Origin of the sequence: Terribacillus saccharophilus (assembly GCF_002272075.1) — a bacterium.
GTDB classification, from domain to species: domain Bacteria; phylum Bacillota; class Bacilli; order Bacillales; family Amphibacillaceae; genus Terribacillus; species Terribacillus saccharophilus_A.
In genome coordinates this window covers 26,460-51,244 of record NZ_NPBJ01000021.1, presented here as the reverse complement: position 1 = coordinate 51,244, position 24,785 = coordinate 26,460, and the positions used below count along the sequence as shown (strand labels likewise).

At 43.6% G+C, this 24,785-nt stretch carries 19 protein-coding genes; 13 read left to right on the top strand and 6 right to left on the bottom strand.

Annotated features, from left to right (window positions below; translation table 11 throughout):
• The first annotated feature begins 170 nt into the window (after positions 1-170).
• The 5 genes from CHH48_RS10545 to CHH48_RS10525 all read left to right on the top strand — a co-directional run bounded on the left by CHH48_RS10545 (position 171) and on the right by CHH48_RS10525 (position 14,350).
• Positions 171-8,570, top strand: coding sequence for a SpaA isopeptide-forming pilin-related protein (locus CHH48_RS10545; protein ID WP_095219386.1), 8,400 nt, complete (start codon positions 171-173; stop codon positions 8,568-8,570).
• A gap of 1 nt (position 8,571) precedes the next feature.
• Positions 8,572-9,159 carry a class D sortase gene (locus tag CHH48_RS10540; RefSeq protein WP_095219387.1) on the top strand — a complete coding sequence of 196 codons (588 nt, stop codon included), beginning with the start codon at positions 8,572-8,574 and terminating at the stop codon, positions 9,157-9,159.
• 444 nt (positions 9,160-9,603) lie between these two features.
• Positions 9,604-11,667: a choice-of-anchor I family protein gene (locus tag CHH48_RS10535; RefSeq protein WP_095219388.1), complete on the top strand. Its 2,064-nt coding sequence runs from the start codon at positions 9,604-9,606 to the stop codon at positions 11,665-11,667.
• Positions 11,668-11,773: 106 nt separating this feature from the next.
• Entirely contained in the window at positions 11,774-12,700 is a 927-nt protein-coding gene (locus CHH48_RS10530) for an AEC family transporter (protein ID WP_095219389.1), read from the top strand.
• Between the two features lie 354 nt (positions 12,701-13,054).
• Positions 13,055-14,350 (top strand): CitMHS family transporter, encoded by a 1,296-nt coding sequence (locus CHH48_RS10525; RefSeq protein WP_095219390.1) that lies wholly within the window; start codon positions 13,055-13,057, stop codon positions 14,348-14,350.
• A 124-nt stretch (positions 14,351-14,474) separates the two neighbouring features.
• Here CHH48_RS10525 and CHH48_RS10520 read toward each other — a convergent pair whose 3' ends face one another.
• Positions 14,475-14,675: a DUF2536 family protein gene (locus tag CHH48_RS10520; protein ID WP_095219391.1), complete on the bottom strand. Its 201-nt coding sequence runs from the start codon at positions 14,673-14,675 to the stop codon at positions 14,475-14,477.
• A 40-nt stretch (positions 14,676-14,715) separates the two neighbouring features.
• Complete coding sequence (locus CHH48_RS10515; protein WP_176466434.1) at positions 14,716-15,594, bottom strand: GNAT family N-acetyltransferase; 879 nt, start codon at positions 15,592-15,594, stop codon at positions 14,716-14,718.
• 166 nt (positions 15,595-15,760) lie between these two features.
• Between CHH48_RS10515 and CHH48_RS10510 the strand changes: the two genes are divergently transcribed.
• The 3 genes from CHH48_RS10510 to galE all read left to right on the top strand — a co-directional run bounded on the left by CHH48_RS10510 (position 15,761) and on the right by galE (position 17,953).
• The gene (locus tag CHH48_RS10510; RefSeq protein ID WP_281252943.1) at positions 15,761-16,615 is read left to right on the top strand and encodes an ROK family protein; all 855 of its coding nucleotides are present in this window, start codon (positions 15,761-15,763) and stop codon (positions 16,613-16,615) included.
• A gap of 19 nt (positions 16,616-16,634) precedes the next feature.
• Complete coding sequence (locus CHH48_RS10505; protein WP_095219394.1) at positions 16,635-16,892, top strand: YciI family protein; 258 nt, start codon at positions 16,635-16,637, stop codon at positions 16,890-16,892.
• Between the two features lie 71 nt (positions 16,893-16,963).
• Positions 16,964-17,953, top strand: a complete 990-nt coding sequence (gene galE, locus CHH48_RS10500) for a UDP-glucose 4-epimerase GalE (RefSeq protein WP_095219395.1) — start codon at positions 16,964-16,966, stop codon at positions 17,951-17,953.
• Positions 17,954-17,965: 12 nt separating this feature from the next.
• Here galE and CHH48_RS10495 read toward each other — a convergent pair whose 3' ends face one another.
• Complete coding sequence (locus CHH48_RS10495) at positions 17,966-18,481, bottom strand: GNAT family N-acetyltransferase (protein WP_176466435.1); 516 nt, start codon at positions 18,479-18,481, stop codon at positions 17,966-17,968.
• A gap of 110 nt (positions 18,482-18,591) precedes the next feature.
• Between CHH48_RS10495 and CHH48_RS10490 the strand changes: the two genes are divergently transcribed.
• Positions 18,592-19,461 (top strand): SMP-30/gluconolactonase/LRE family protein, encoded by an 870-nt coding sequence (locus tag CHH48_RS10490; RefSeq protein ID WP_095219397.1) that lies wholly within the window; start codon positions 18,592-18,594, stop codon positions 19,459-19,461.
• A 40-nt stretch (positions 19,462-19,501) separates the two neighbouring features.
• Here the strand turns inward: CHH48_RS10490 and CHH48_RS19805 are convergent, their stop codons facing one another.
• From CHH48_RS19805 to CHH48_RS10480, 3 genes are all read right to left on the bottom strand, one after another.
• Positions 19,502-19,633 (bottom strand): hypothetical protein, encoded by a 132-nt coding sequence (locus CHH48_RS19805; RefSeq protein ID WP_255212169.1) that lies wholly within the window; start codon positions 19,631-19,633, stop codon positions 19,502-19,504.
• Between the two features lie 4 nt (positions 19,634-19,637).
• On the bottom strand, positions 19,638-20,735 hold the full coding sequence (locus CHH48_RS10485) for a hypothetical protein (RefSeq protein WP_095219398.1): 1,098 nt from the start codon (positions 20,733-20,735) through the stop codon (positions 19,638-19,640).
• 173 nt (positions 20,736-20,908) lie between these two features.
• Positions 20,909-22,267, bottom strand: coding sequence for an MATE family efflux transporter (locus CHH48_RS10480; protein ID WP_095219399.1), 1,359 nt, complete (start codon positions 22,265-22,267; stop codon positions 20,909-20,911).
• Positions 22,268-22,475: 208 nt separating this feature from the next.
• Between CHH48_RS10480 and CHH48_RS10475 the strand changes: the two genes are divergently transcribed.
• The 4 genes from CHH48_RS10475 (at position 22,476) to CHH48_RS10460 (ending at position 24,738) form a co-directional block, all read left to right on the top strand.
• Positions 22,476-22,826, top strand: a complete 351-nt coding sequence (locus CHH48_RS10475; protein WP_095219400.1) for a hypothetical protein — start codon at positions 22,476-22,478, stop codon at positions 22,824-22,826.
• 84 nt (positions 22,827-22,910) lie between these two features.
• Positions 22,911-23,597 (top strand): Na-translocating system protein MpsC family protein, encoded by a 687-nt coding sequence (locus tag CHH48_RS10470; protein WP_095219401.1) that lies wholly within the window; start codon positions 22,911-22,913, stop codon positions 23,595-23,597.
• A gap of 166 nt (positions 23,598-23,763) precedes the next feature.
• A complete protein-coding gene (locus tag CHH48_RS10465; protein WP_095219402.1) occupies positions 23,764-24,174 on the top strand; it encodes an ATP-binding protein in 411 nt (136 codons plus the stop codon).
• Between the two features lie 114 nt (positions 24,175-24,288).
• Complete coding sequence (locus CHH48_RS10460; protein WP_095219403.1) at positions 24,289-24,738, top strand: AraC family transcriptional regulator; 450 nt, start codon at positions 24,289-24,291, stop codon at positions 24,736-24,738.
• Positions 24,739-24,785: the final 47 nt, after the last annotated feature.

Here is a 24,785-nt window from a genome sequence, read left to right as displayed (position 1 = left end):
GTTGTAGGAAATAAGCCTGTATTTGGAAGATTTTTTGCCTTTCGACAATATTTGCAGGTCTTTTATCACCTCTTTTTGGATAAAATGTACAGTTTTTGTTCAGAATCCTTTGCTAAAGTGAGGAAGTCTGGGCTGATACCCGATAAAAAATTGTAGAGGAGTACGAGAGAGTGATAAGAAAGATTCCTGTAATGATGCTTATTACCATCCTGCTTATGCAAACTGTATTATCCGGTTCACTTGGTACCGCACAAGTTTTTGCAGAAGGAACGGATTCGGAAGCTTTTGAGGCGGTAATCAAAGTAACTGATATGGAAGAGAACGCTATCAGTTCTGAGAATCGTTTAGACAGAGACGCACAGCTAACACTGAAAGTGAATTGGAACAAAAACCAGCACACATCAGATCATACATACAAGATCACACTACCAGAACAACTTGACTTTACGACGATTGAATCAACAACTCTGCTTAATGCAGAAGAAGCTGAAGTCGGAAAATATGAACTGAAAGACGGGGTACTATCTTTCCAATTTACGAATGAAGAACAAGAACCTGCAAGTGGAGAGCTGGAGGTTACAGCGCAGGTTGTCGAGACTCTTCAGGCGAGCGAGGAGCAAGAGACCAACTTAACTTTCCTCGTGGAAAAAAAAGAGCAGGTAGTTCCGCTATTTTTAAATCCAGCAGCTGATACAGAACCGGTGCCGGAGGAAGAGCCTGTGGAGGAACAACAAGAAGATAAGGCTCCAGCTGAACCAGTGAAAGAAGAAGAGCAGCCTGTGGAAGAAAAAGCAGCGGAGGAATCTGCAGCTGACAAGACTGAGGAAACAGTTGAACCTGTAAAAGAAGAGGCTGAGGAAGCAGAGCCAGAACAAGCGGAAGAAAATGATGAAGTAAAACAAGAAAAAAATGAAATAGCGGCAGAAGATCGCCTTACAGGTGAAATAGAAGAAAATATCATCTCAAACATCGTATTAAAAGACAAAGATGGGAACGTCATCGATGCCGGCGAGAATCCGGAAAACCATCCTTCATTAGGGGATGAAGTAACAATCGATATGGAGTGGGCACTGCAAAATGGCCATCCATATGGAGAAGGTTCAACTTTCACTTTCTCGCTACCGGATTATTTTGCAATCTACAATGATGTAGACGGACAGCTTGAGTTTGGTGATGAAAGTGTCGGAACGTACAAACTGAGCATGGATGGAACGGTTGTCATGACCTTCAATGACAATATCACCAAGCTATCCAATGTAAAAGGTACGCTGCAATTCTGGACAGAGCTGCATGAAAAAATTGAAGGAAGTATCGAACAGGAAATCATTTTTACTATCAAAGAAGAAGACGTGGCGGTCATTCCAGTTAAATTCCAGCCGAAACCTGGAAATACAATCGATAAATCTGGAAAGACAGATCGCGGTTATAACGCCAAAGAAATCACTTGGACAGTTGATTTCAACAAACAGCTGAAGACTATCGAAGATGCTGTACTGAAAGACCCGCTTCAAGCGAATCAACAGCTGCAGCCTGATTCGATTAAGGTATATAAGCTGGATGTCCAGCTTGATGGCAGTGTGAAGCAAGGGGAAGAAGTAAATCCTTCTGCCTATACAGTGCAAGAGGAGCCTTTCCAGATCAATTTCGGCCAGCTTAAAGATGCTTACCGTGTAGAATTCAAGACAGATATTACGGATGCTGAAGGTACGAGATATGAGAATACAGCATTCCTGACAGGTTCGAACACAGAAGAGTTGTCAGCAAAAGCTTCTGTCAGTGTCAGCCGGGGTAAACCGCTGGCGAAACGCAGTATCGCTTATGATGCTGCAAAGCAAACTATTACATGGGAAATTCAATATAACTACAACGAAAAGAACATCCAGCAGCAAGATGCTGTATTGGAAGACTTGTTCGATGCTAGTCACGTGCTGATTCGCGACTCATTGAAAGTCGAAAAAATCACGATTGGCGAAAATGGACAGCAAGCAGGTACTGAACCGTATACGAACTATAGAGTGGACGAACAGCCTGCTGCAGATGGAAAGCGCGGATTCCAGCTACAATTTAACGAAGATATCCAGAACGCTTATAAAATTACGTACCAGACCAAAGCAGATGGACGCGTTATGGATGATGGCCGCATCAACAATAGTGTGGTTGTAGGAGACAACAAGAGTGATACGGGCCAAGGAGTCAGTCAGCAAGTTCTCTCAAAAGGCTACTCCAATATCAACTATAAGGATAAAACGAATAACTGGACCATTGATTTCAATAAAGATTCCCATAAGATGACAGATGTCTACATCACGGACACGTACCCGAATAAGGGACTGACGATGAAAGAGGATACGTTTAAGATAGTAGACCGTGCTACTGGTGAAACAGTATCCAAGAATGATTATGAACTTGTTGTAACAGCAGACGGATTTACGGTCAAGTTCAAAAACGAGATCAAGACACCGTATCGCATCACCTATACTACTGGATTCAAATATGACCAGCTTGGAGAACAAAAACAGTTCCGAAACCATGTCCAGCTTGATTGGAAAGATGAGTCAGGCAAAGACCAGACCAAAGAGGCAGCAGCAGGATTCAATCCGGATAACTATACAGTGAACAACGGCTTTAAAAACGGATCCTATAATGCTGTTTCAAAGGAAATCACATGGAATGTCGGAGTCAACTATGACTTGAAAGACTTGGATAATATTGTTGTGACAGATTATATCCAAGGCAAGCAAAACATTGTCGACGGGTCACTGAAGGTATATGAAGTTGAACTGACCGGCGGCAATAATGGTGTCAGAAAAGGTGCAGAGCTGCAAGAAGGTACAGATTATCGTGTGGAAACTGTTAAGAACGATAAGAATGAGCCTGGATTTAAGTTGCATATCCTAAGAGATAACAGTAAGCCATATTGGATTGAGTACAAAACAAGCTTGGCTGGCGAACTGATTGTAAATCGTTACGATAACACAGCTACATTGACTAGTGATGGTCTAGATCCCATCAACTTGAATGCACAGGTTTCCGTTTCGAATGGGGGCAGCTACAACGTAAAAGATGGCTCTCAAAACGGAAATGTGATCAATTGGAAGATTGACATCAATAAAGGCCAATCACATGTATCGAAAGCGAAAGTAACAGATGAACAGCAAGCAAACCAGATTCTTTTAGAAGACAGCTTCAAGCTATACGAAACAAATGTAGCGCAAAATGGCGGTCTTTCAAAAGGCGAGGAAGTTCCGAAAGAAGCTTATAAGCTCGATATCATTACAGCTGACGATGGCAGTCAGACGTTTGAGTTATCTTTCCTGGATGATATCGATCGCGCTTATATCCTGGAATACCAATCGTATATCAATGCTGCAAACGGCGAGTCGGTTAGCAATAAAGCAACCTTCTCGGGTGAAAATATCACAACAGAAACAGTCGAATCAGGCAAGACAATCGTTGTCCGCAAAAGTGGGGGCAGTGGTACTGGTTCCGGTGAATATGGCAGCCTGGAAGTGTCCAAAGTGGATGCGGCTACAGGCGAGGCATTAGCTGGCGCAACTTTCACGCTGTATGACAGTGAAGGAAAGATTGCAATCCGGACTGTGACAACAGGCGAAGATGGCAAAGCGTTATTCAAGAATCTGCTGTACGACGACTATCTTCTAAAAGAAGATAAAGCGCCAGTTGGCTATGTGGTCGGCATCCAGGATACAAAGAAGGTAACTGTAGATGGCGAATCAAAAACGACTATTCAAAACAAGGAAATCACACGAGATGTGAAACTGACGAAATATGATAGCGAGACGAGAGATACACTTCAAGGAGCAGTTTTCGCATTAGAGCAGCAAGTGGATGGGGAATGGAAACAAATCCAGGAAAACCTGACGACAAGTGAAGATGGAACGATTTCTGTAACAGATTTAGATGCTGGCAACTACCGTTTTATTGAGACAGAGGCACCGGATCTATACGATTTGAATAAAGATCCTGTTTACTTTGAAATCAAAGCGGACCAGACAACTGTCACGACTGTAACAAAAGATAATGCAGTCAAAAAGGGCAGTGTGAAACTGCAGAAGACAGATGAAGCAGGTAATCCACTGCAAGGAGCAGTCTTCACCTTGAAAGATGCCGCAGGCAAAATAGTGAAAGACGGACTCACAAGTGATGAAAATGGTTTGGTAGAAGTAAAGGATTTACGACCAGGTAAATATGAAATCGTCGAAACGAAAGCACCGGAATTCTACCAGCTGGATGCAGCAGTGCATGAGTTTGAAATTAATCCTGCTAAACAAGCAGAAATAGATCTTGGTAAGATCAAGAACAAGTTAGTCACTGGTTCTATTCAACTGACAAAAGTTGATGCAGATCAGAAAGAGACATTGCTTGCAGGAGCTGTGTTTGAACTTCAAACGGCAGATGGCAAGACATTGAGAGAAGGTCTGACAACAAATGAAGCTGGTGTGCTCGTTGTGGAGCAGCTTGCACCAGGTGATTATCAGCTAATCGAAACAATAGCGCCAAAGGATTACCAACTTGATCAGAAACCAATACCTTTCACGATTGAGAAGAGCAACGAAGCAACGGTTCAAGTAGAGCGTGAAATGAGCAATAAGCTATTGCCCGGAGAAGTAATCCTGACAAAAGTGGATGACAGAGATGATTCTCTTCTAGCCGATGCAGAGTTTTCGCTTTATAAAGAAAATGGAGAGCTCATTCATGAAGGGTTAAAAACCGATGTAGAAGGAAAGCTGACTGTTTCTGATTTGCAGCCAGGCAGCTATTATTTCCAAGAAACAAAAGCACCGAATAATTATGAGTTGAATGGTGAAAAACTGCCATTCACTATCGAGCGGAGTCAAGCAGAAGCTGCTCTAGTCAGAGCGGAAAATACACTTACACCAGGAGCAGTTTCTTTGGTCAAGGTAGACGAAGATGATCAGAATCTCCGTTTGACAGGTGCAGCTTACAAACTACAGGATGCAAATGGCGAGGTTGTGAAAGAAAATCTTGTCACGAACGAGGAAGGCAGAATTGTCGTTGATGATCTTGCTCCGGGAACGTACTACTTTGTGGAGACAAAAGCACCTGAACATTATCAACTGGACGATACGCCACTTGAAGTGAAAGTGGAAAAAGGACAGCAAGAAGCAGCTGTTGTCACTGCTACGAATACCCTTATCCCAGGAAGCGTCGTGCTGGAGAAGATTGATAGTGTCGATCACAGCATCACGCTGGAAGGTGCTTCCTTCAAGCTGGTGAACAGTAAGGGTGATGTTGTGGAAGAAAGACTGGTAACGGACAAAGATGGACGTATAACAGTCAACAATCTGAAGCCAGGCGAGTACCAGTTCATTGAAATCGAAGCACCGAAAGATTATGAGCTTGATGCAGAGCCAGTTACATTCACTGTTGAAAAGAGCCAAAAAGAAGCGCTTGTGATTCAGCAGACGAATACGCTGAAGCCTGGTGAAGTCGAACTGACGAAGGTCAATAAACATGATACAGATAAAACATTAGCAGGTGCAGAATATGCTTTAAAAGACGCGTCAGGTAATGTTGTGAAAGAAAATCTAGTAACTGATGTAAACGGCAAAATTGCTGTAACTGGTCTAGCGCCAGGAAAATATCAATTTGTAGAAGTGAAAGCGCCAGAGCATTTTGTTTTGGATGCAACTCCAATCACATTCGAAATCGAGCGAAGCCAGGAGAAAGCAGTATCCGTAACAGCTGTCAATGAACTGAAAAGAGGCGCTGTTGAGATCACCAAACTCGGCGAAGATAATCTGGATAAAGGACTGGAAGGCGCAGAATACGAGCTGCGGACAAAATCTGGAGACATCGTTGCAACAGGAAAAACGGATGAGACAGGAAAAATTCAATTCAAAGATCTGCTTCCAGGTGATTATGAGATTGTCGAAATAAAAGCGCCATTCGGTTATGACTTGAATGCTGCTCCAATCCCTGTAACGGTAGAACGCAGCCAAGAACAGCTGCTTGCAGTGCAGCAAGTGGACGAATTGACAACAGGTTCTGTTTTATTGAAGAAAGTGGACAGCAAAGAAAATGCGATCGGTCTTGCCGGTGCGGTATTTGAATTGCAGGATGAAACAGGCAAGACGATCAGAGAAGGCTTAACAACCGATGAAAACGGGGAACTATCCATCACAGATTTAAAACCGGGCGATTACCAGCTTGTCGAAACACTAGCACCGGCAGATTATAAGTTGAACGACACACCAATCATTTTCACAATCGAAAAGGGGCAGCAAATCATCCCGACTGTGGAAGTAGAAAATACACTTACACCTGGTGCTGTATCTTTGATCAAAGTAGATAAAGATAATGAAAATGTGCCGCTTCAAGGAGCAGAATATAAGCTAGTTGATGAAACCGGTACAACTGTCCAGGAATACTTGGTCACTGATCAGGATGGACGTATTATTGTTACAGATCTTGCACCGGGCAAGTATCAATTCATTGAAACGAAAGCACCGGAAAATTACGTGCTGGATGCAACACCGATTGATGTGGAAGTTACACGCAGTCAGAAGGAAGCAGCTGTTGTTTATGCAGAAAACGAGCTGATTCCTGGAAGTGTTGTTTTAGAGAAGAAAGATAGCGTGGATGAATCTATAACTCTGGCAGATGCAGAATTCAAGCTAGTGGATAGCAAAGGCAACGTTGTCGAAGAGAAATTAAAAACAGATGAAAACGGCAGAATTGTAGTAGAAAATCTCAAACCTGGTGCATACCAGTTCATTGAAACGAAAGCACCAACAGATTATGTACTTGATGACAAACCGATAGACTTCGAGATTGCGAAGAGTCAGAAAGAGCCACTACTCATCACAGCAAAGAATACACTCATCCCAGGTGGTGTCGAATTGACGAAAGTCAACTCTCATGACAATAGCGAAAAACTTGCAGGAGCTGTATTTGAACTGCAAGACCAGGACGGCAATGTAATCGAAAAGAATTTGACGACAGATGAAGCTGGTAAGATCACAATCGACGGTCTGGCACCAGGAAGCTATCAATTCGTTGAGACAGAAGCACCGACTGACTTCCTGACAGATAGCACGCCGATTACGTTCACAGTCGAAAGAAGTCAGACAGAAAAAGTAACACTCACAGCAGAGAATGATCTGAAAAAAGGATCACTGGAAATCACTAAAGTTGACAGTGAAGATGAAACAATTGGGTTAGAGGGGGCTTCATTCGACCTGTTGACAGCTGCGGGAGAAAAAGTAGCTTCTGGTAAGACGGATAAAGAAGGAAAACTTCTATTTAAAGATCTAGTTCCTGGTGATTACATTATCAAGGAAACAGAAGCGCCATTCGGCTATGACTTGGATGTAACACCGAAACAAGTGACAATTGAACGCAGCCAGCAAGAAACTGCTGTGATTCAGCTGGACAATGAACTTTCAACAGGAGCAGTTCATCTGGATAAGGTGGACAGTATTGATAAAAATGTAGGGTTAGCAGGAGCCGTATTCCGTTTGCTTGACAGCAACGGAGAAACATTGCAGGAAGGTCTGACAACGAGTGCGGCTGGTCAGCTGACAATCACGGACTTGAAGCCGGGCGACTATCAGCTGGTGGAAACAAAAGCTCCGGAAAATTATGTGCTGGATGAAACACCAATTACATTCACAATCGAAAAAGGACAGGAAACACCACTAGCAGTGACAGCGGAAAATACACTTCAGCCAGGCATTGTGTCGCTTATCAAAGTGGATAAAGATAATCCGGATATTCACCTGGCAAATGCGGAATTCCGTTTGCTTGATAACAAAGGGAATATCGTCAAAGAAAAATTGCTCACTGACGGCGAAGGACGCATCATTGTCGAAGATCTGGCTCCAGGTTCTTACACATTCGTCGAAACGAAGGCACCTGTCGGCTATGAACTGGATGATACACCTATCGAGGTGACAGTAGAAAAAGGACAAAAAGAAGCAGCGATTGTAACGGCTGTAAACGCACTGACTCCAGGAACAGCAGTGCTGGAGAAAGTCGATGCTGACGATAGTACTGTGAAACTAGAAGGCGCTGTTTTCAAACTAGTAAATGACAAAGGCGAAACAATTCAAGAAAATCTTGTTACAGATGATAATGGTCAAATCACTATCGAAGATCTGAAGCCAGGAAACTATCAATTTATCGAAACAAAGGCTCCTGCTGGATATCAGTTAGACGACAAACCGATTGCATTTGCAGTTGATAAAGCTCAAGTGGAAGCAGTGGTCGTTACGGTGACAAACAAACTCGAACAGACACCTGAGAACCCTGAGGATTCAGACACACCAGAGCAGCCAGCAAGTGGTGAAACTCCAAATGACTTCGATAAAGATCCAGTACCAGGAAATACTACTGTTCCTGCAGCAGGAGACGGAACAGATACAAAACCAACGACTAACAACCAGCATGGACTACCAGCTAGTTTGCCGCAGACTGGCGAGCAGATCCTATCATTGATTCTGATGGCTGGTATCATTTCGTTCGGCGTTGGAGGATTGTTCATTTGGAACGCATTCCGAACACAGACAGAAAGAAAGAGGCAGTAGGATGAAAAAAGGAAAACTGATAGCAGGGGTAGTGTTTCTTTTGCTAGGAGTGGCGCTAGTTGCCACTCCCCTCTCTATAGAAAGAATGCATGCGAAAGAAGTGAACGAATTAGAAAAAGCCTTCGCTAGTATCGAGGCAGGAGACGTACCGCAAGTCGGGGAAGAGAAAAATCAAAAGTGGTCGGAGAATGAATTAGCCGATATGATGAAGCTTGAAATTCCATCAATCGAATTAGAGCAATATGTGCTTAACGAGACAACTGATGAGAATTTAGCTGCAGCATTGACGCAAATTAAGACGAACCAAAATCCTGCTAAGGATAATTTCTCGATAGCTGGTCATCGTGGATATCGCGGGGATCGCTTCTTCAGGCAGTTACCTGAAGTGAAGGCAGGAGCAGAAATTAAACTCCAGGATAAAGATGCAACCTATATATATGAAGTAGACAGTGTAAAGATTGTGGAGCCTAATGATATCGCAATTCTGGAAAATACAGATAAACCAGAGATTACATTAGTTACCTGTACACTCTCAGGAAAACAGCGAGTTGCTGTGACAGGCAAATTGATAGAAGTACAAAAGACCTGATTACATGTCATTCACTTCGGAAATATTCGTATGAAAATTGGGTAAACATCTAAAGAGGAGCCAGATCCAAACCGATAATGCTGATATAGAAGAGAATCTTACTGCTGCTGAGGAAAGGATGGACCAATGATCCTGAAAGAAAACAACTTTTTTGTTGGTTTGTGGAATGCAATTCTGGTATCTGGATTGTTCTATGCGTGTCTATTGTCCATGTATTTTCTGTTTTTAAGATAATAAATAGATACTATCAAACTATAGTATTCTTAAAGCGTTGGGGACGTTGAGGGATACGGTAAATGAAACCTTTAGGCTGCCATGTAATGGCAGCCTTCTTTTCTGTCCTGCAACATTACAAGAACTTCATACACTTTTAACAGGAACTTCAAGCCCATAAGCTATGATGACTATCATACATATTCTAATGATAGGGTTGGGGTGGCGAAGGTGAAGAGTTGGAAGAAATGGACAGCCATGTCGCTAGCGGCGGCTAGTTTAGCATTGCCCGCGGTGGGACATGCAGAAGAACTGAAGGTATATAACAGAGATCAAGCACAAGCGCTTCAAGTGGAACAGATTGGCCGCTATAACAGCGGCAGCGGAATCGGTGAAGGCGGAACAGAGATTGTAGCATATGATGCTAACACCAAACGTGCCTTCTCAGTGAATGGTGCAGCCAGAGCTTTGGATATTCTCGATTTGAATGGATTAAAGGATGGAAATGGAGAAATTCCGCTCCTGAAACGTGTATCTCTGGAATCATTCGGAGTAAGTGCTTCCGATGTAACTAGTGTCGCCATTCATCCGGAAGGTAAATATATTGCGGTGTCGGTACCAAGTGCGGTGAAGACTGATCCAGGCCATGTCGTCCTGCTCGATACGGATGGCAACAAGCTGGCTAGTGTTGAAGTAGGGGCATTGCCGGACATGGTTACTTTCACACATGATGGCTCGAAAGTGCTTGTTGCCAATGAAGGAGAACCTTCTGATGATTACTCAGTCAATCCTGAGGGCTCTGTCAGTATCATTAATATAGCAAATGGTTTGGATAACCTGACAGCTGAAACAGCAGCATTCACCGATGACATCGTGGATTCTGATGTCCGTAAAGTAAATCCGGATCCGGAAAATTCATCTTACGCGGAAAACCTGGAACCGGAATACATAACTGTAGATGAAGATAATCGTTATGCGTATGTAGCTATTCAGGAAAGCAATGCTATTGCGAAGCTGGATTTGAATACAAACAGCTTTACTACAGTAAAAAGCTTGGGTTATAAGGATTTCTCTCAGGAAGGTATAGAGCTGGATCCATCCAATAAAGATGATGGTATCCAGATCGGCAATTGGCCAGTACTCAGCATGTACATGCCGGACGGGATGACAGCATTCCAATCCGGAGGGAAGACATACCTTATTACAGCCAATGAAGGCGATGCCCAGGACTGGGAAGGCTTCTCTGAGGAAATGCGGGTGGCTGATTTAGCCGCAGAGGATGCATACGCATTGAATGCAGATTTGTATGAAGGATATACGCAGGAGCAGCTTAATCAGCTTGTGCAGGATGGCTTGTTTGAGGATGAAAAGCTAGGCCGTTTGAACACAAGTATTGTGGCCCCGAAAAATGCTGACGGCAAATATGAAGCTGTCTATGGATTCGGCGGGCGGAGCTTCTCGATTTGGGATGCGGATTCCTTACAGCAGGTATACGATAGCGGCGCCGATTTTGAGAAAATAACAGCCGAAGCAATTCCGGATTATTTCAATACAACAAACGATGAAGATAAGCTTGATAATCGCAGTGATGATAAAGGACCTGAGCCGGAAGCTGTTATAACTGGTGATGTAGACGGCAAAACGTATGCATTTATCGGTTTGGAGCGGACAGGCGGTATCATGGCTTATGATGTGACGAATCCAAACAGCCCAGCGTTCTCGACGTATTTCTCCAGCCGTAACTTCCAAGGAGATGAAGCAGCTGTGGATAGTGCAAGCGGTGATGTTGCACCAGAAGGACTGACGTACATTCCGGCAGAAGAAAGTCCGACAGGGCAGACACTGTTATTAGCGGCACATGAAGTGTCAGGTACGATTGCTGCCTACGCACTTGGGGAAAAAGCCGAAACACAGCCGGAACCAGTCCCGGAAGAGGAAGAAGAGACCGAGCAGCCGGTGACTGAACCGAATGAGCCGGAAACAGAAGTTCCAGCCGAAGTGACACCTGAACCGGTAGATGAGGAAGAAACAAACGCAGAAGAACCAAAGCAAGATACAGAGAAAGTGGAAGAACAAACAGAGACTGAGACAGAAAATACGACAACAGAGCCTGAATCGGATCAGCAGGACAATGTACAGACAACTGCTTCAGCTAAATCAGATACTGATGATGCAGAAGGACAGCCATTACCGAATACGAGCACGAATGTGTTTAATTGGCTGCTTGGAGGCGTTGCACTCGTTGCTGCCGGTGTCATTTTCTTTGGGATAAACAAGCTTCGCAAAAGAGTATAGTGGAAGCAGCCACGTAGAGTGGCTGCTTTTTTAATTGCTTCCTATAGAGTTTTGATAAAGGTAGGGGTATAATACCCATGTATTCGCTTACAAAAGGAGGGAGCACATGGCTGTATTATCATTGATTTTCTTGGAAGTTATTGCGCCTTTATTGATTCTTCTTGCTGTCGGCGTCATCCTGCAGCGAAAATTTTCATTACAGCTGGGAACCTTGTCCAAGCTGCTGACGTATTGCTTCCTGCCTGTGAACGGTTTTATTAATATGTATCAAAGCAGTATGCCGCTTTCTGTGTTTGGTCAGATCATTTTATTCCTTCTGCTGTTTACTGCGTTTTCCATCAGCTTTACGGAAATTACGAGCAGACTGTTCAAGCTGGATCGAGGAGTGGCCGCGACCTATAAGAACAGCGTGGTGCTTATGAACTCAGGGAATTACGGAATTCCTGTCAGTCAGCTCGTTTTCCAGTCAAATCCGCTCGGAGTATCCATTCAGCTGATTGTCATGGTCTATCAGAATCTACTCACCTTTACATACGGTCTTTACAATATGGTGAGTGTTAAAAGCCAAGGAAATGCTATCTTGAAGGAACTTCTCCGGCTGCCAATGATTTATGCAATTATCCTCGGTGTGTTATGCGCATCATTCCATGTGGACATTCCGACATTTCTCTGGAATCCTATCACCTCCATAGCCGATGCCTTCCTTGCTGTGGCATTGATCACACTTGGAGCCCAAGTAGCACAAATTCAGCTGAAGCGTCCGCATGTTGTGCTTTATTTGAGTACGATAGCCCGCCTTCTGATCGGTCCGGCTGCAGCCTTAGGTATCATTTTCCTGCTTGGTCTTGACGGGACTGTCGCACAGTCACTGTTTATTGCCAGCTCATTTCCGACTTCCAGGAACAGTTCAATATTCGCTTTGGAGTATAATAACAACCCGGATTTGGCAGCGCAAACTGTTCTTGTGACGACAGTTTTGAGCAGTATCACTGTTACCATCGTAGTGTATATGGCCGGTATTCTTTTTGGGTAAGGTATATTTTATGATAGAGAAAGGTAAAAGTTTTGGGTAACAGAATGCAATAGGATTATTAAAAATGAAAACTAGGGACGGTGAAATAGTATAACTTATAAAGGGTAATTGTGTTATACGGTAGAGGGTGTTTAACGTGTTTATAATGATCTAAACATAGGTGATTCTACCTGATTTTCAAGGGGAAAAGCTGTTATAGAGCTCATTCTGATTCTATGATTAGTTTTCTTACTTAAAAAAGTAACAAAACTGTTGAAATTATATTTGGAAGCGCATACAATAGTTGTAATATATTATGCAACGCTGCTTAGGATTTGGGGGAATTGTTTCAGGAGACGATGAGGGGGATTTAGGATGTTAGCAATAATGGGATTCTTGATGGTCTTTCTATTCATGTATTTGATTATGACGAAAAAGCTGTCTGCGCTCATTGCGCTGATGATCATCCCGGCTATTTTTGCAGTACTGACCGGGCATGCCGGTGACTTAGGGGAAATGTCACTGCAAGGTATCACAGACTTGGCACCAACTGGAATCATGCTATTATTTGCGATTCTATATTTCGGAATCATGATTGATGCAGGTTTATTCGATCCAGTCGTCGGCCGTATTTTGAAAGCGGTTAAAGGTGATCCGACGAAGATTGTTATGGGTACAGCTGCTCTTGCACTTGTTGTGTCCTTGGATGGGGATGGAACAACAAGTTATATGATCACTGTCTCTGCGTTCTTCCCGCTGTACCAGAGACTGAAAATGAATCCACTCATATTGCCGGCAATTGCCGTCATGTGTGTAAGTTTGACGAACATGGTACCGTGGGGCGGACCGACAGCACGTGCTGCTGCAGCCCTTAATGTTGATGTAGGTGATGTATTTGTTCCACTAATCCCAACTATGGTCGGCGGAGCAATCTGGATCTTCTTCACTGCTTTCATCATGGGACGCCGTGAAAAGAAACGTCTTGGTGTTGTAACTTTCGATGATGCAGAGCGGCGTATCCTTCAACAGCAGGCTGCTACAGTTGATGCATCACTGAAGCGTCCACACCTATTATGGGTCAACTTCGCATTAACGGCATTATTGATGTTTGGTCTGATTGAGGGTGTCATGCCGCTACCAGTATTGTTCATGCTTGCATTTGCAGTGGCAATCACAATCAACTACCCGAACTTGAAACAGCAGAAAGAGCGTATTGCTGATCACGCTGGAAACGTACTTGCTGTCGTATCGCTTGTATTTGCAGCTGGTATTTTCACAGGTATCCTATCTGGTACTGAAATGGTGGATGCGATGGCAACAAGCCTTATTTCCATTATTCCAGATTCATGGGGTCCTGCTTTCAGTATCATTGTTGCAGTTACGAGTATTCCATTTACATTCTTTATGTCTAACGATGCCTATTACTTCGGCGTTGTTCCTATTTTGGCAGAAGCAGCTGCCAACTATGGCTTCTCAGCAGCGGAAATAGCTCGTGCCTCCTTGCTCGGACAGCCTGTCCATTTACTTAGCCCGCTCGTTCCGGCTACATACTTGCTTGTCGGAATGTCTAAAGTAGACTTCGGGGAATTCCAGCGATTCACGATTCTCTGGGCAACTGGAACAGCGTTTGCTGTTATTGCGGTTGCGATCGTTACAGGGATTATCTTCTAGGAACGCAAAAATACCGTCCGTGTGGACGGTATTTTTATGTAAAACTCTTACCGGATAATATATCTAAGAGGATGTCGGTATTGAGTCTCTGTCTTCGCTTAAAGATGTGCTAATAAGCAAGCATTTACTTTGCCTTAAAATGCGCAACAGCACTAAAAAAGCGTCGGCCGTTCTCATCTACATGCATGTTATGCGCTACGTGGTGCAGCTCAAGCAGAATTGCTTTGTTGTGTTGGATTTGTTCGTTGATTTTCTTTTCTAATGTGGACAAGTCATGCGCTTCGAAAAATTCGACCTTGTCTTTCAGCATTTCTAAATCTAGCATTGCTTTTCGTTCCTTTCTATCACAGCTTTATCCCATTATATTATGCATGAGACAATTCGGGAAACAGGAAATCCGCGGGCAACAGCTCTGGTTTGTTTACGAAGAGCGTATCTCTTTCAGTGTGCGTATGAGAGAGAGGTTCCAAATCTGCAAATGTCGGCGTGAAATGGAAGATGACTTCGGTTACACCTGGTTGAGCGACGTAATCTGCGATTTGCCTCCAGACAAGCCGTGTTGGGCTGATCACTTCATATAAATGCATAGTCTGGCCAATCTTTTTATAAAGCAATAGAGCTGCTGGCTCTAATAGCTCAATAATCTCTATTTCTTGATCATACAGTGTATGGAAGCCTAGAATATGCTGACCGTCTGACACATCGAGAATACTAGACTGCGGATGGCGTTTGCCATAACGGTCAAGCAGCACAACCATGTCCTGCGGATTAACAGCAGGCTTGAGCTTACGGTAATCCGGAACCGGGCGCGGTTCAGAAGATACCGGAATGGAAAATATTTTTTCCTGTACAGCAGTGAAGCCGAGTTTTTCGTAGATGCTTTCCACACCTGGCCGGGAAAACAGATAGATGAGATCGGTGTCCGTTTCGTATTGTTGAATGACACGCTGCAGCAGCTGTGTAGCCAGTCCTTGGTTCTGGTAGCTCGGGTCAGTCATGACGGTTCCGATTTGAATCGCCTTTGTCTTCTGCTGATTGATATGTACTGTGAGTGCGCTTACAGAAACGTTCGCGACAATTTGAGTATTATCAGCGAAAGCATGCGTGTGATAACGTTCATTCCACAAGCCGCTTTTATATAATAATTCAAAATCAAAGCCAAAAATTTTTCTGGCTAGTTTATTAAAACTTTTACGTAAATCGTGTTCATGCGCAAATGCAGTTACTGCTTGCAGAGCAGTCATCATGCATCCCCCCATTTCTGACAGACTAATCAAGTTTTTAAGATTATTAGATACAATTCAATATTACTATTTTATAACAATTTCCGCATTTGTACAGTCTAGGGTAACTATTGACGCAGAAGGAGAAAAATTCCATAGTAGAATAAGAGAGACAAATGAGGTGATAGTGATGCGATATGGAGCAATTGAAGCAGGCGGTACAAAATTTGTTTGTGCTGTCGGTGACGAACATGGAAATATAGAAGAAAGAGCATCTTTCCCGACAACGAAACCGGAAGAAACGCTGCAGCTGGTGTTTGACTTCTTCCATGGTAAACAGATCGAAGCACTAGGAGTAGGTGCCTTTGGACCTGTTGATGTAAAAGAAGACAGCCCAAATTACGGCACAATCGGCAACACACCAAAGCTGCAGTGGAAGGACTACCCGCTGCTGTCGGAACTTAAGAGTAGGCTCGGTGTGCCGGTCAGGCTGGATACCGATGTGAACGCAGCTGCTTTAGGGGAGTATATGCACGGAGCAGCAAAACATGCAGACAGCTGTCTGTATATTACGGTTGGAACAGGTATTGGTGCTGGAGCCATTGTGAATGGAGAAACACTGCAAGGCTTTTCCCACCCCGAAATGGGTCATCTGCTTGTCCGTCGAAACACAAATGATGCGTATCCAGGGAAATGCCCGTATCATAAGGACTGCTTGGAGGGGCTGGCCGCTGGTCCTGCTATTGAAGCCCGCTGGGGAGAGAAAGCACAGAAGCTGTACCATCAGGAAGCGGTATGGCAGATGGAAGCCTATTATTTAGCTCAGGCAATAATGAGCTATACATTGGTGCTCAGCCCAGAGAAAATCGTCATGGGTGGAGGAGTTATGAAGAAGCAAGGCCTTCATGAGATGATTCAGCAGGAGCTGGAAACACTCCTGCAGCGTTATGTCCCACTGCCGGAAAATTATTTAGTTCCGCCAGGTCTTGAAGACAATGCAGGTATTGTCGGAGCACTTATGCTTGCCAAAACAGCAAAATAAGATAGTAGGGGAGATTCTAATGAAATATTTTGCAGCATTTCTTAAAATGGAGAAACCTGAATTAAACCAGCAATACCGCCAAGCACATTTGGATTTTCTAGCTGACTTGGACGAAAAGGGATTCATTTTCGCCAGAGGAGCATTCGCTGATGGAACAGGCGGTCTAGTCATCTATCAGACAGAAGACGAGGCGAAAGCGAGAGCACTTGCTGAGCAGGATCCTTATTTGGTTAATGGTGTGCGCAGTTTGGATTTGCATGAATGGAATAAGATGTAAACTTAACCATTTATGTAAGCGAAAGCGTGATATAATTTGATTGATAATATAAGAGAATCGAGGGACAATCTATGAAAGTACTAGTTACTGGCGGTGCCGGCTATATTGGATCTCATGCGGTATCCATGCTTTTGCAAAAAGGGCACGAGGCAGTCATCATTGATAATGTGATTACCGGCCATTTAGCAGCAGTAAACAAGGATGCGGTCTTCTATGAAGGAGATCTTCGTGATGCAGCATTTCTGGATGATGTATTCACAAAGGAAAAAGTAGATGCAGTCGTCCACTTTGCGGCAAGCTCTCTTGTTGGAGAATCAGTTGAAGATCCATTGAAGTACTTTGGCAACAATGTGTATGGTATGCAAGTACTACTAGAAACAATGCGTAAGCATGAAGTGAAGAAGATTGTCTTCTCTTCTACAGCAGCAACATATGGCGACACAAATGTCGTGCCGCTTACAGAGGATCTGGATACGAATCCGGAAAGTCCATATGGTGAGTCCAAGCTGATGATGGAAAAAATGATGAAATGGTGTGATGGAGCGTATGGTATTAAATTCGTCTCATTACGTTACTTTAATGTTGGTGGAGCCCATCCGGAAGGGCAGATTGGCGAAGATCACCGCCCGGAAAGTCATCTGATTCCAATCATCCTGCAGACAGCACTCGGACAGCGTGAGCATATCAGCATCTTCGGTGACGACTATCCGACAGAAGATGGAACATGTATCCGTGACTATATCCATGTTATTGACTTGATTGATGCTCATTTGCTAGCTTTGGAGTACTTGGATAAAGGCGGTAAGAGTGATGTCTTCAACCTCGGTTCCAGTCAAGGCTTCTCTGTTAAAGAGATGATCGACGTGGCTCGCTCCGTAACTGGCAAAGAAATCCCGGCTAAAGTCGGTCCTCGCCGTGCTGGTGACCCAGCTGTACTTATCGCAAGCTCCTCAAAAGCAAAAGAAGTACTCGGTTGGAACCCAACGCGCACAGATATGAAAGACATCATTGGTGATGCATGGAGATGGCATCAGAACCGTCCGAATGGTTATGATGCATAATTCCTTCCCCTCCTAATTAGGAGGGGTTTTTTCTTTAACGTAAACAAGTACAGGCTTGTTATGGCGCTCAATTCTTTTCCAAACGTGCATCCCTAGCTTCTCGGCTACTCTACATGATGCACTATTATCTGGATAGATCAAGGCGATGATTCTATCTTCGTTCAATTGTTCAAGTGCAACGTCTCGGAATGCAGCAGCAGCCTCCGTAGCAAAGCCCTTTCCCCAAAAGGCAGGCGCAATCCAGTATCCCACCTCAAGTTCCATCACTCCGTCAACTTCTTGTGGAACCAACCCGGCATGCCCGATAGATTCACCACTTACTTTCTCAACTAAAACCTGCAGTCCAAATTGCAGATTTTCCTTCATATGAGACAAATTCCAATTGAAAAACAAGCGAGCTCCTTCCTTGGTTCTCGGTTTTCCGTTTCCGATAAAGCGAACCACTCGCGGATCGCTGACTAAGCTCTCCAAAAAATGCATATCCTCAGTTGTATAAGGCCGTATTAGCAGCCGATCAGTTTCAATCAATCGTATTCCCTCCTTTTCATGCTTAGATGATAGGGATTCAGGTAATAAGTAATCCATATAGTGGTATTATTACTATAGCAGGTAATTCATACATAAAGGGAGTGGAGAAAATGGCAGAAGCGAAATTATTCTTAGATGCAAAGCAGAGCTTAGCCGAAGGTCCTTTTTGGCGAGAAGAAACGGAAGAGCTGTATTGGGTAGATATAAATGGTCAGGCAATTCATGTCTATGATACGAAAACGGAAGAACATCGAGAGATTCCCGTCGATCAGAAAGTTGGCGCGGTCGTATTGAAAAAGGATGGCGGCCTTATTATGGCAATGGAGGAAGGCATTTATGAAACGGATAGCGATTTGAAAGCGAAGGTGCTGCTCCACAGCCCGGAAACTGACAGACCTTCCAACCGCTTTAATGACGGCAAAGCAGATCCTTACGGCAGGCTGTGGGCGGGAACAATGCCTAAAAAAGGCAGCGGCTATAAAGGAGCCTTTTATCGGATGGAAGTAGATCAGACACTGACCCGTATCATCGATGGTATCGGAAATTCCAATGGACTAGCGTGGAGCCCGGATCATAAATATTTCTACTACATCGATACGCCGACTGGTGAGGTGCAGTGTTTTGATTATGATGGAGAGAAAGGCGAAATCAGCAATCCGCGCACCGTTGTTTCGTTCAAGGACGGTAAACCGGATGGTATGACGATTGATGAAGAAGGCAAGCTTTGGATTGCACATTACGGCGGATCCAAGGTGTCCCGCTGGAACCCTGAAACAGGTGAGCGGCTCGAGGACGTTCATTTGCCGGTCAGCCAAGTAACCAGCTGTACGTTCGGTGGTCCGGAGCGGAAGACATTGTACATCACGACAGCGAGACAAGGGCTGACAGAAGAGGATCTGAAAAAAGAACCACTTGCTGGCGGGATCTTTGTATACGAGACTGACGTAGTCGGAGCACCAAGCTATAGATACGGAAAATAAGAAAAGCCCGGCTTAGGCCGGGCTTTTCGCTTTTTAAGTATTAGAAGTCCGTGTAACGAATGGAGTCAGGGATATGCCCTTTTTCAATCGCAGAGTCAGTGAAAGAGTAACCAGCAACGCTGCTTAGGATTGTAACTAGCGCTAGGATTCCTAGAATCTTTTTCTTGGCCATTTTGTCACCTCCTTGAATGGAACATGATTAAGTTGTTATGATGACCTAAAGCTAGTCTATAAAAGTGGTTAGCACGCTCAAAATCGCGTTCATTGGAATAGAATGTTGCTAATTCATCTGCACAAGTTTGTAACTCATAGAAACGGTTTTTCTCTTCAAAATATTCCACTGCATTATTTAGTACATTTATATAATTTTCTTTCTCGACGTACTTAACATAAAGAATTTTAAATTTCCAATAGTAGTCTTCATCTGGTTTTTCTTTATGATAATCCATGGCTTTCTCATGATACTGTTTGCCTAAGTCAAAGTCTCCTTCTTCAAAGGCAATGCTTGTAAGCATATAGATTGTGGATAAATAGTTATCAAATTCTGTATGCTTCAATACTTTAACCAGATATCTTTTAGCAGCTTCAAAGAGCCCTTTTCTTTCATAGAGAAAACCTAAATTGTGATAGATGCTAACTTGTAGCATATAGTCATATTTAATCGAAGTATCTTGTAAAGCGGAATGTAAGTATTCTTCTGCTAAATCAAACTCGTTCATGTCGATGTAGTTTAAGGCGATCATGATCTTTGTACGCGTAAGCTTCCGTTCATACGCCGGATACAACTGATAAATATAAATAGCCTTCTCCGCATAGATAGCAGAACGATTCGTATAATCCAAGTAGTATAACGCGGATGCAAACAGATCAAAGAATTCTGCTTTTTCGATTTCGTCCTGGATATAGCCGAGGTAGGATTCGACTTCACCGTATTCTTCAATGGCATTGTAATAGTCCTTTGTTGAGTACAGGTACATGCCTTTGAAAAGGTGCAGATAGTAGAGATGCTCTTCCTTAAGATAAGGAGAAAACCCTTCTACTTGGCTGATCAGCTTTTCAGCTTCCGAATAATTCTTGCAAAGAATATGGTGGCGGCTATGGATCAGAAGTGCTAGCTTGACGACGTCGTCATTCGCTTCACCTTTAGCGAGCTGTTCGGATACTTCCGTTTTAAGCTTTTCCGCTGCTTGGACTTTCTTCAATTTGATATTCATATACCACAAATTGAGCAGTTCCCTTAGCTCTTCTGAGTTGAATGTGACGTCAGAACGCATCAGTTACACTCCCTAGTCTGTAAGATTTTGCCTGTATCAAGCATAGCATGTTTCATAACAGATTTTTATTGGGAAAGTAGGTCGAATTTTTAGACATTAAGCAGGGTATAGAAGCGCTGTTCGTGGAAACTAGGAAAGTTGTACAAAAAAAGCACCTCCAGGGATGGAGGTGCTTATACAGCGGCTTTCTCTTGTTTGCGCTGGATGAACCGCAGTCGCAGGAAGAAACCAATAGCGGCACAGGTCAGACCGAGCGTAATTCCAACCCAGAATCCAAAGGCCTCTAATGTGGTGAAGCGAGAAAGTAAGTAACCACTTGGCAGACCGACAATCCAATAGGAGATAAAGGCGATGATAAACGGGATAGTAACATCCTTGTAACCTCGCAGTACACCTTGCAGAGATGCTTGAGCTGCATCGGAAAACTGGTACATAATCGCAAACAGCATGAACTGCATCGCCAGCAGTACCACAGCACGATCAGATGTGTAGAAGTAGCTAATCTGCTCTCGGAAAATAAACAACAGCAGGCTTAATATACCAATAATCACTAGTGCAGAGCTGACACCGAGGATGGCGTATTGCTTCGCGTGTTTCATCCGACGGGCGCCAACCTCATAAGATACAACAATTGTCATCCCAATGGATATGCTGAGCGGCACCATGAACATAAGTGTCGTAAAGTTCAATGCTGTTTGATGAGCTGCGATGACTGTCGTGTCGAACAGTGAACCCATCAACAGCGTAACCACACTAAAGATACTAGCTTCGAAAAATGTGCTGAGTCCCATTGGCACGCCGATTTTCAATTGTTCCTTCCAAGCCTGGAAGGATACCTTATACCAGCGGACGAACAAATAGTGCGTGCGCATTTCCTTCAGCTGGAATGTAAGGAACACGCTAGCGCCGAAGATGAACCAGTATGTAAAGGCGGTCGCATAGCCGGCACCAGCTCCGCCAAGCTCCGGAAAACCAAAGTTACCGAAGATGAGCAGATAATTAAGCACTGCATTGATTGGCAGAGCCATCAGCAAAATGACCATAGATACTCTTGTATAGCCTTGTGCATCAAAGAAATTACGCAGGACGGCGCTTGCAAACAGTGGGATGATACCGATTGAAAGTCCGTGCAGATAATCGGTTGCCACTGCATGTACATCAGGACTCAAATTCATAATGCCAAGGACAGGCTGCAGTGCAGCTGCTCCGATAGCAAGCACAAATAAGGAGATTAAGATAGCTAAATAAAATCCTTGCATAACCGTCCGTCCAACATCGCTCCGGCGGTTGTTACCGATCAGCTGCCCGACCATCGGCGTGATGGCAAGCATGATTCCAGTCAATCCGGTATAGACAGGCATCCATAGACTGGATCCCACAGCAACACCAGCCAAATCATCTGTACCAGCTCGACCAGACATCATTGTGTCCAGAACAGTCATGGCATTGTAGCTGATCTGTGTTATGAGGATAGGCCATAATATGTGAAAGAATAAAGACGCTTTTTCGTGTATCGTGTTCGTAGGATACATAAGTCTGCCCCCAGTTGTCGAATAAAGTAAAATCACAGCATTTAGTGTATCATACCCCCTGTTATAAAGCATATTTGTCATGGTGCGAAAGTTTCATAAAGCCTGTGGATAAGTCGTTTACTTTAATTGCTGGAAGGGTACATAACAAGTAGCAAGCCACCTAAGAAAAAGCTTTGCATCTGCTTAGACAGGAAAGGAGTGGTAAGAGATGACTTGCCCTTCATTGACGTTAAGTATGCAGGATTTTGTCGAGCGAACAAAACAAGGTTCGTCCATCAACGATAAATACTTTTTCGTTTTCAACCATAAGCCGATCGTGGCGAAAATATATATAGCTAATCATATGATCGAAATACCTGATCTTCATGACATCGTACTCGAGAAAGGAACGGATGGTAAAAACAGTCTGTTCTTTATGCCACAATCATTCATTTATGAAAACCCAAAAGCGAAGCGGACATTGGACGATATGCCCCGCATAATCCTGGAAGGAGAAGAATTATCCATGTCAATGGAACAGAACAACGAAGCCTACACAATGACAATCAAAATTCGTTAGTGCAGGCTTTTTTTTTATACCCAAAAATGCTTCTATACAGTAAAATATAATAGAAATTAATAACCAGGAAAAAGGTACACGAGAATGGAAATCAAAGACAAACAAAATGCAGTGGCAGGCTTCACTGCAAGGCTTTTACGAAAGCATTTCGGAAAAGGACCAGAAGCGGTATTCGTTTCCTTTACAGATGATGTCATCTGTATCTATGTACGGGACTTGCTCACGCCTGTTGAGAAAGTGCTGTTGGAGAATAATCAATTTGGCATGGTTTATGCAACGCGGGATAGCTTAATGGAAAAGTGCCTTCCTGAACTGAAAGAACAGATTAAGGAAGAGACAGGTCACTATTTCAAGCATTTCTATTATGATTGGAATATGGAAACGAACGGCGGCGTTATTGTTGCTGTCAAAGAGGAGTTAAGGGATCAAGCTGATGATTCTTCCTTGCAGGAAGTGAACAAGCTGGTTGCTGCTGTTACGAAGAAAACAGAGAGGTTGCCGGACAAGGTGAAATCTGTTAAGCTTAATAATAGAACACTAGTCATTTATCGCGAAGGCATACTCGTCAATATCGAAAAAGAGATCGTCCGCAGCGGTGAAGAAGAAGTACTGCGAAAAGCCAAAGGGAATCTTGAAAAGCAGGAGCTGCGAGAGGCATTTGATAAAGAAAGTCAATTGCTGCAAGGCACTGCACAGGAGATTTTCGTCGATTGGTCATTTGAAAAGGATCAGAGCATGATCGTTGTCATTATTGATCCGAACGATAACTAAATGAACTGGCTAGCATCAGCTGGGCATGGAACTAGCGATAAAGCCAAAGTAAGGACAAATCGTCTTTGCTTTGGCTTATTTTAATGGACCCAGCCAAAAAGGGGACCTGTCTATCAGTATATTTAAGCACGCGGCGTCAGCTCCTGATGAGGGGAAGGTGACTGAAATGAAGATAGAAAGTGAGAAAGATATCGTCACAAGCAGATCCTGCGGCAGAAAGCTAGCAGCAGACTTAGGGTTCAGTGCGGTCGAACAAGCCCGCATCACTGCAGCCATCTCAGAGCTTGCCCGGAACATATATAAGTATGCAGGCAGCGGAACAATCTGTATCCGCAGCGAACAAGACACAAGAAAAATCGGTATCTACATTACCGCCAAGGATAATGGCCCCGGTATATCCAACCTTCAGGAAGCATTACTTGATGGCTATACAACAGGCGGGGGATTAGGACGTGGACTGCCTGGAGTGAAGCGGCTTATGGATAACTTCGATATTACGTCTTCCACAACAGAAGGTACTCGTGTAGAAGTAGCCAAGTACCGGATCATTCATACAAAAAGCTTATTCCGAGTATAGGGAATAAGCTTTTTTTTGTGTCTAATGATAATTTCTTAAAATTCAATTGAATAAATTTTTATAACATATTACATTCAAAATGTAAGGAAAACAAATAAGGAAAGAAGGATGAAAATGAAAGTAAAAATCGAAACCATCCCTACTTACCAGATTGCTTACTTCCGCAGAGTAGGACCCTATGGCGCTGCTAATTATCAAACGATGCAAGAATTAAAGGAATGGGCAGCGGCAAAAAAACTGCTGGACGACACCTCGATTATTCTTGGCATATCGCAAGACAATGTAGAAACGACAGATCCGCAGAAATGTCGATATGACGCTGCACTAGTGGTACCCGAAGGTTTTCAGAAGGATGATATGGTTCTTATCGGAGAGTTAAAAGGAGGGAAGTATATCAATTTCACAGTGCAACACACTATAGAGGCGATGACCCAAGCATGGACAGACATATTCTATGAGTTAGCAAACAACGGGTATGAAATAGACAATCGCCCTACTTTTGAAAGATTCACTGCGGAAATGCTAAGCGAGCATTTTTGTGAAATATGTATACCAATAAAATAATCTGAAACCAATCTGCCCTCCCATCCGTCTAATAAGTAACAAACATA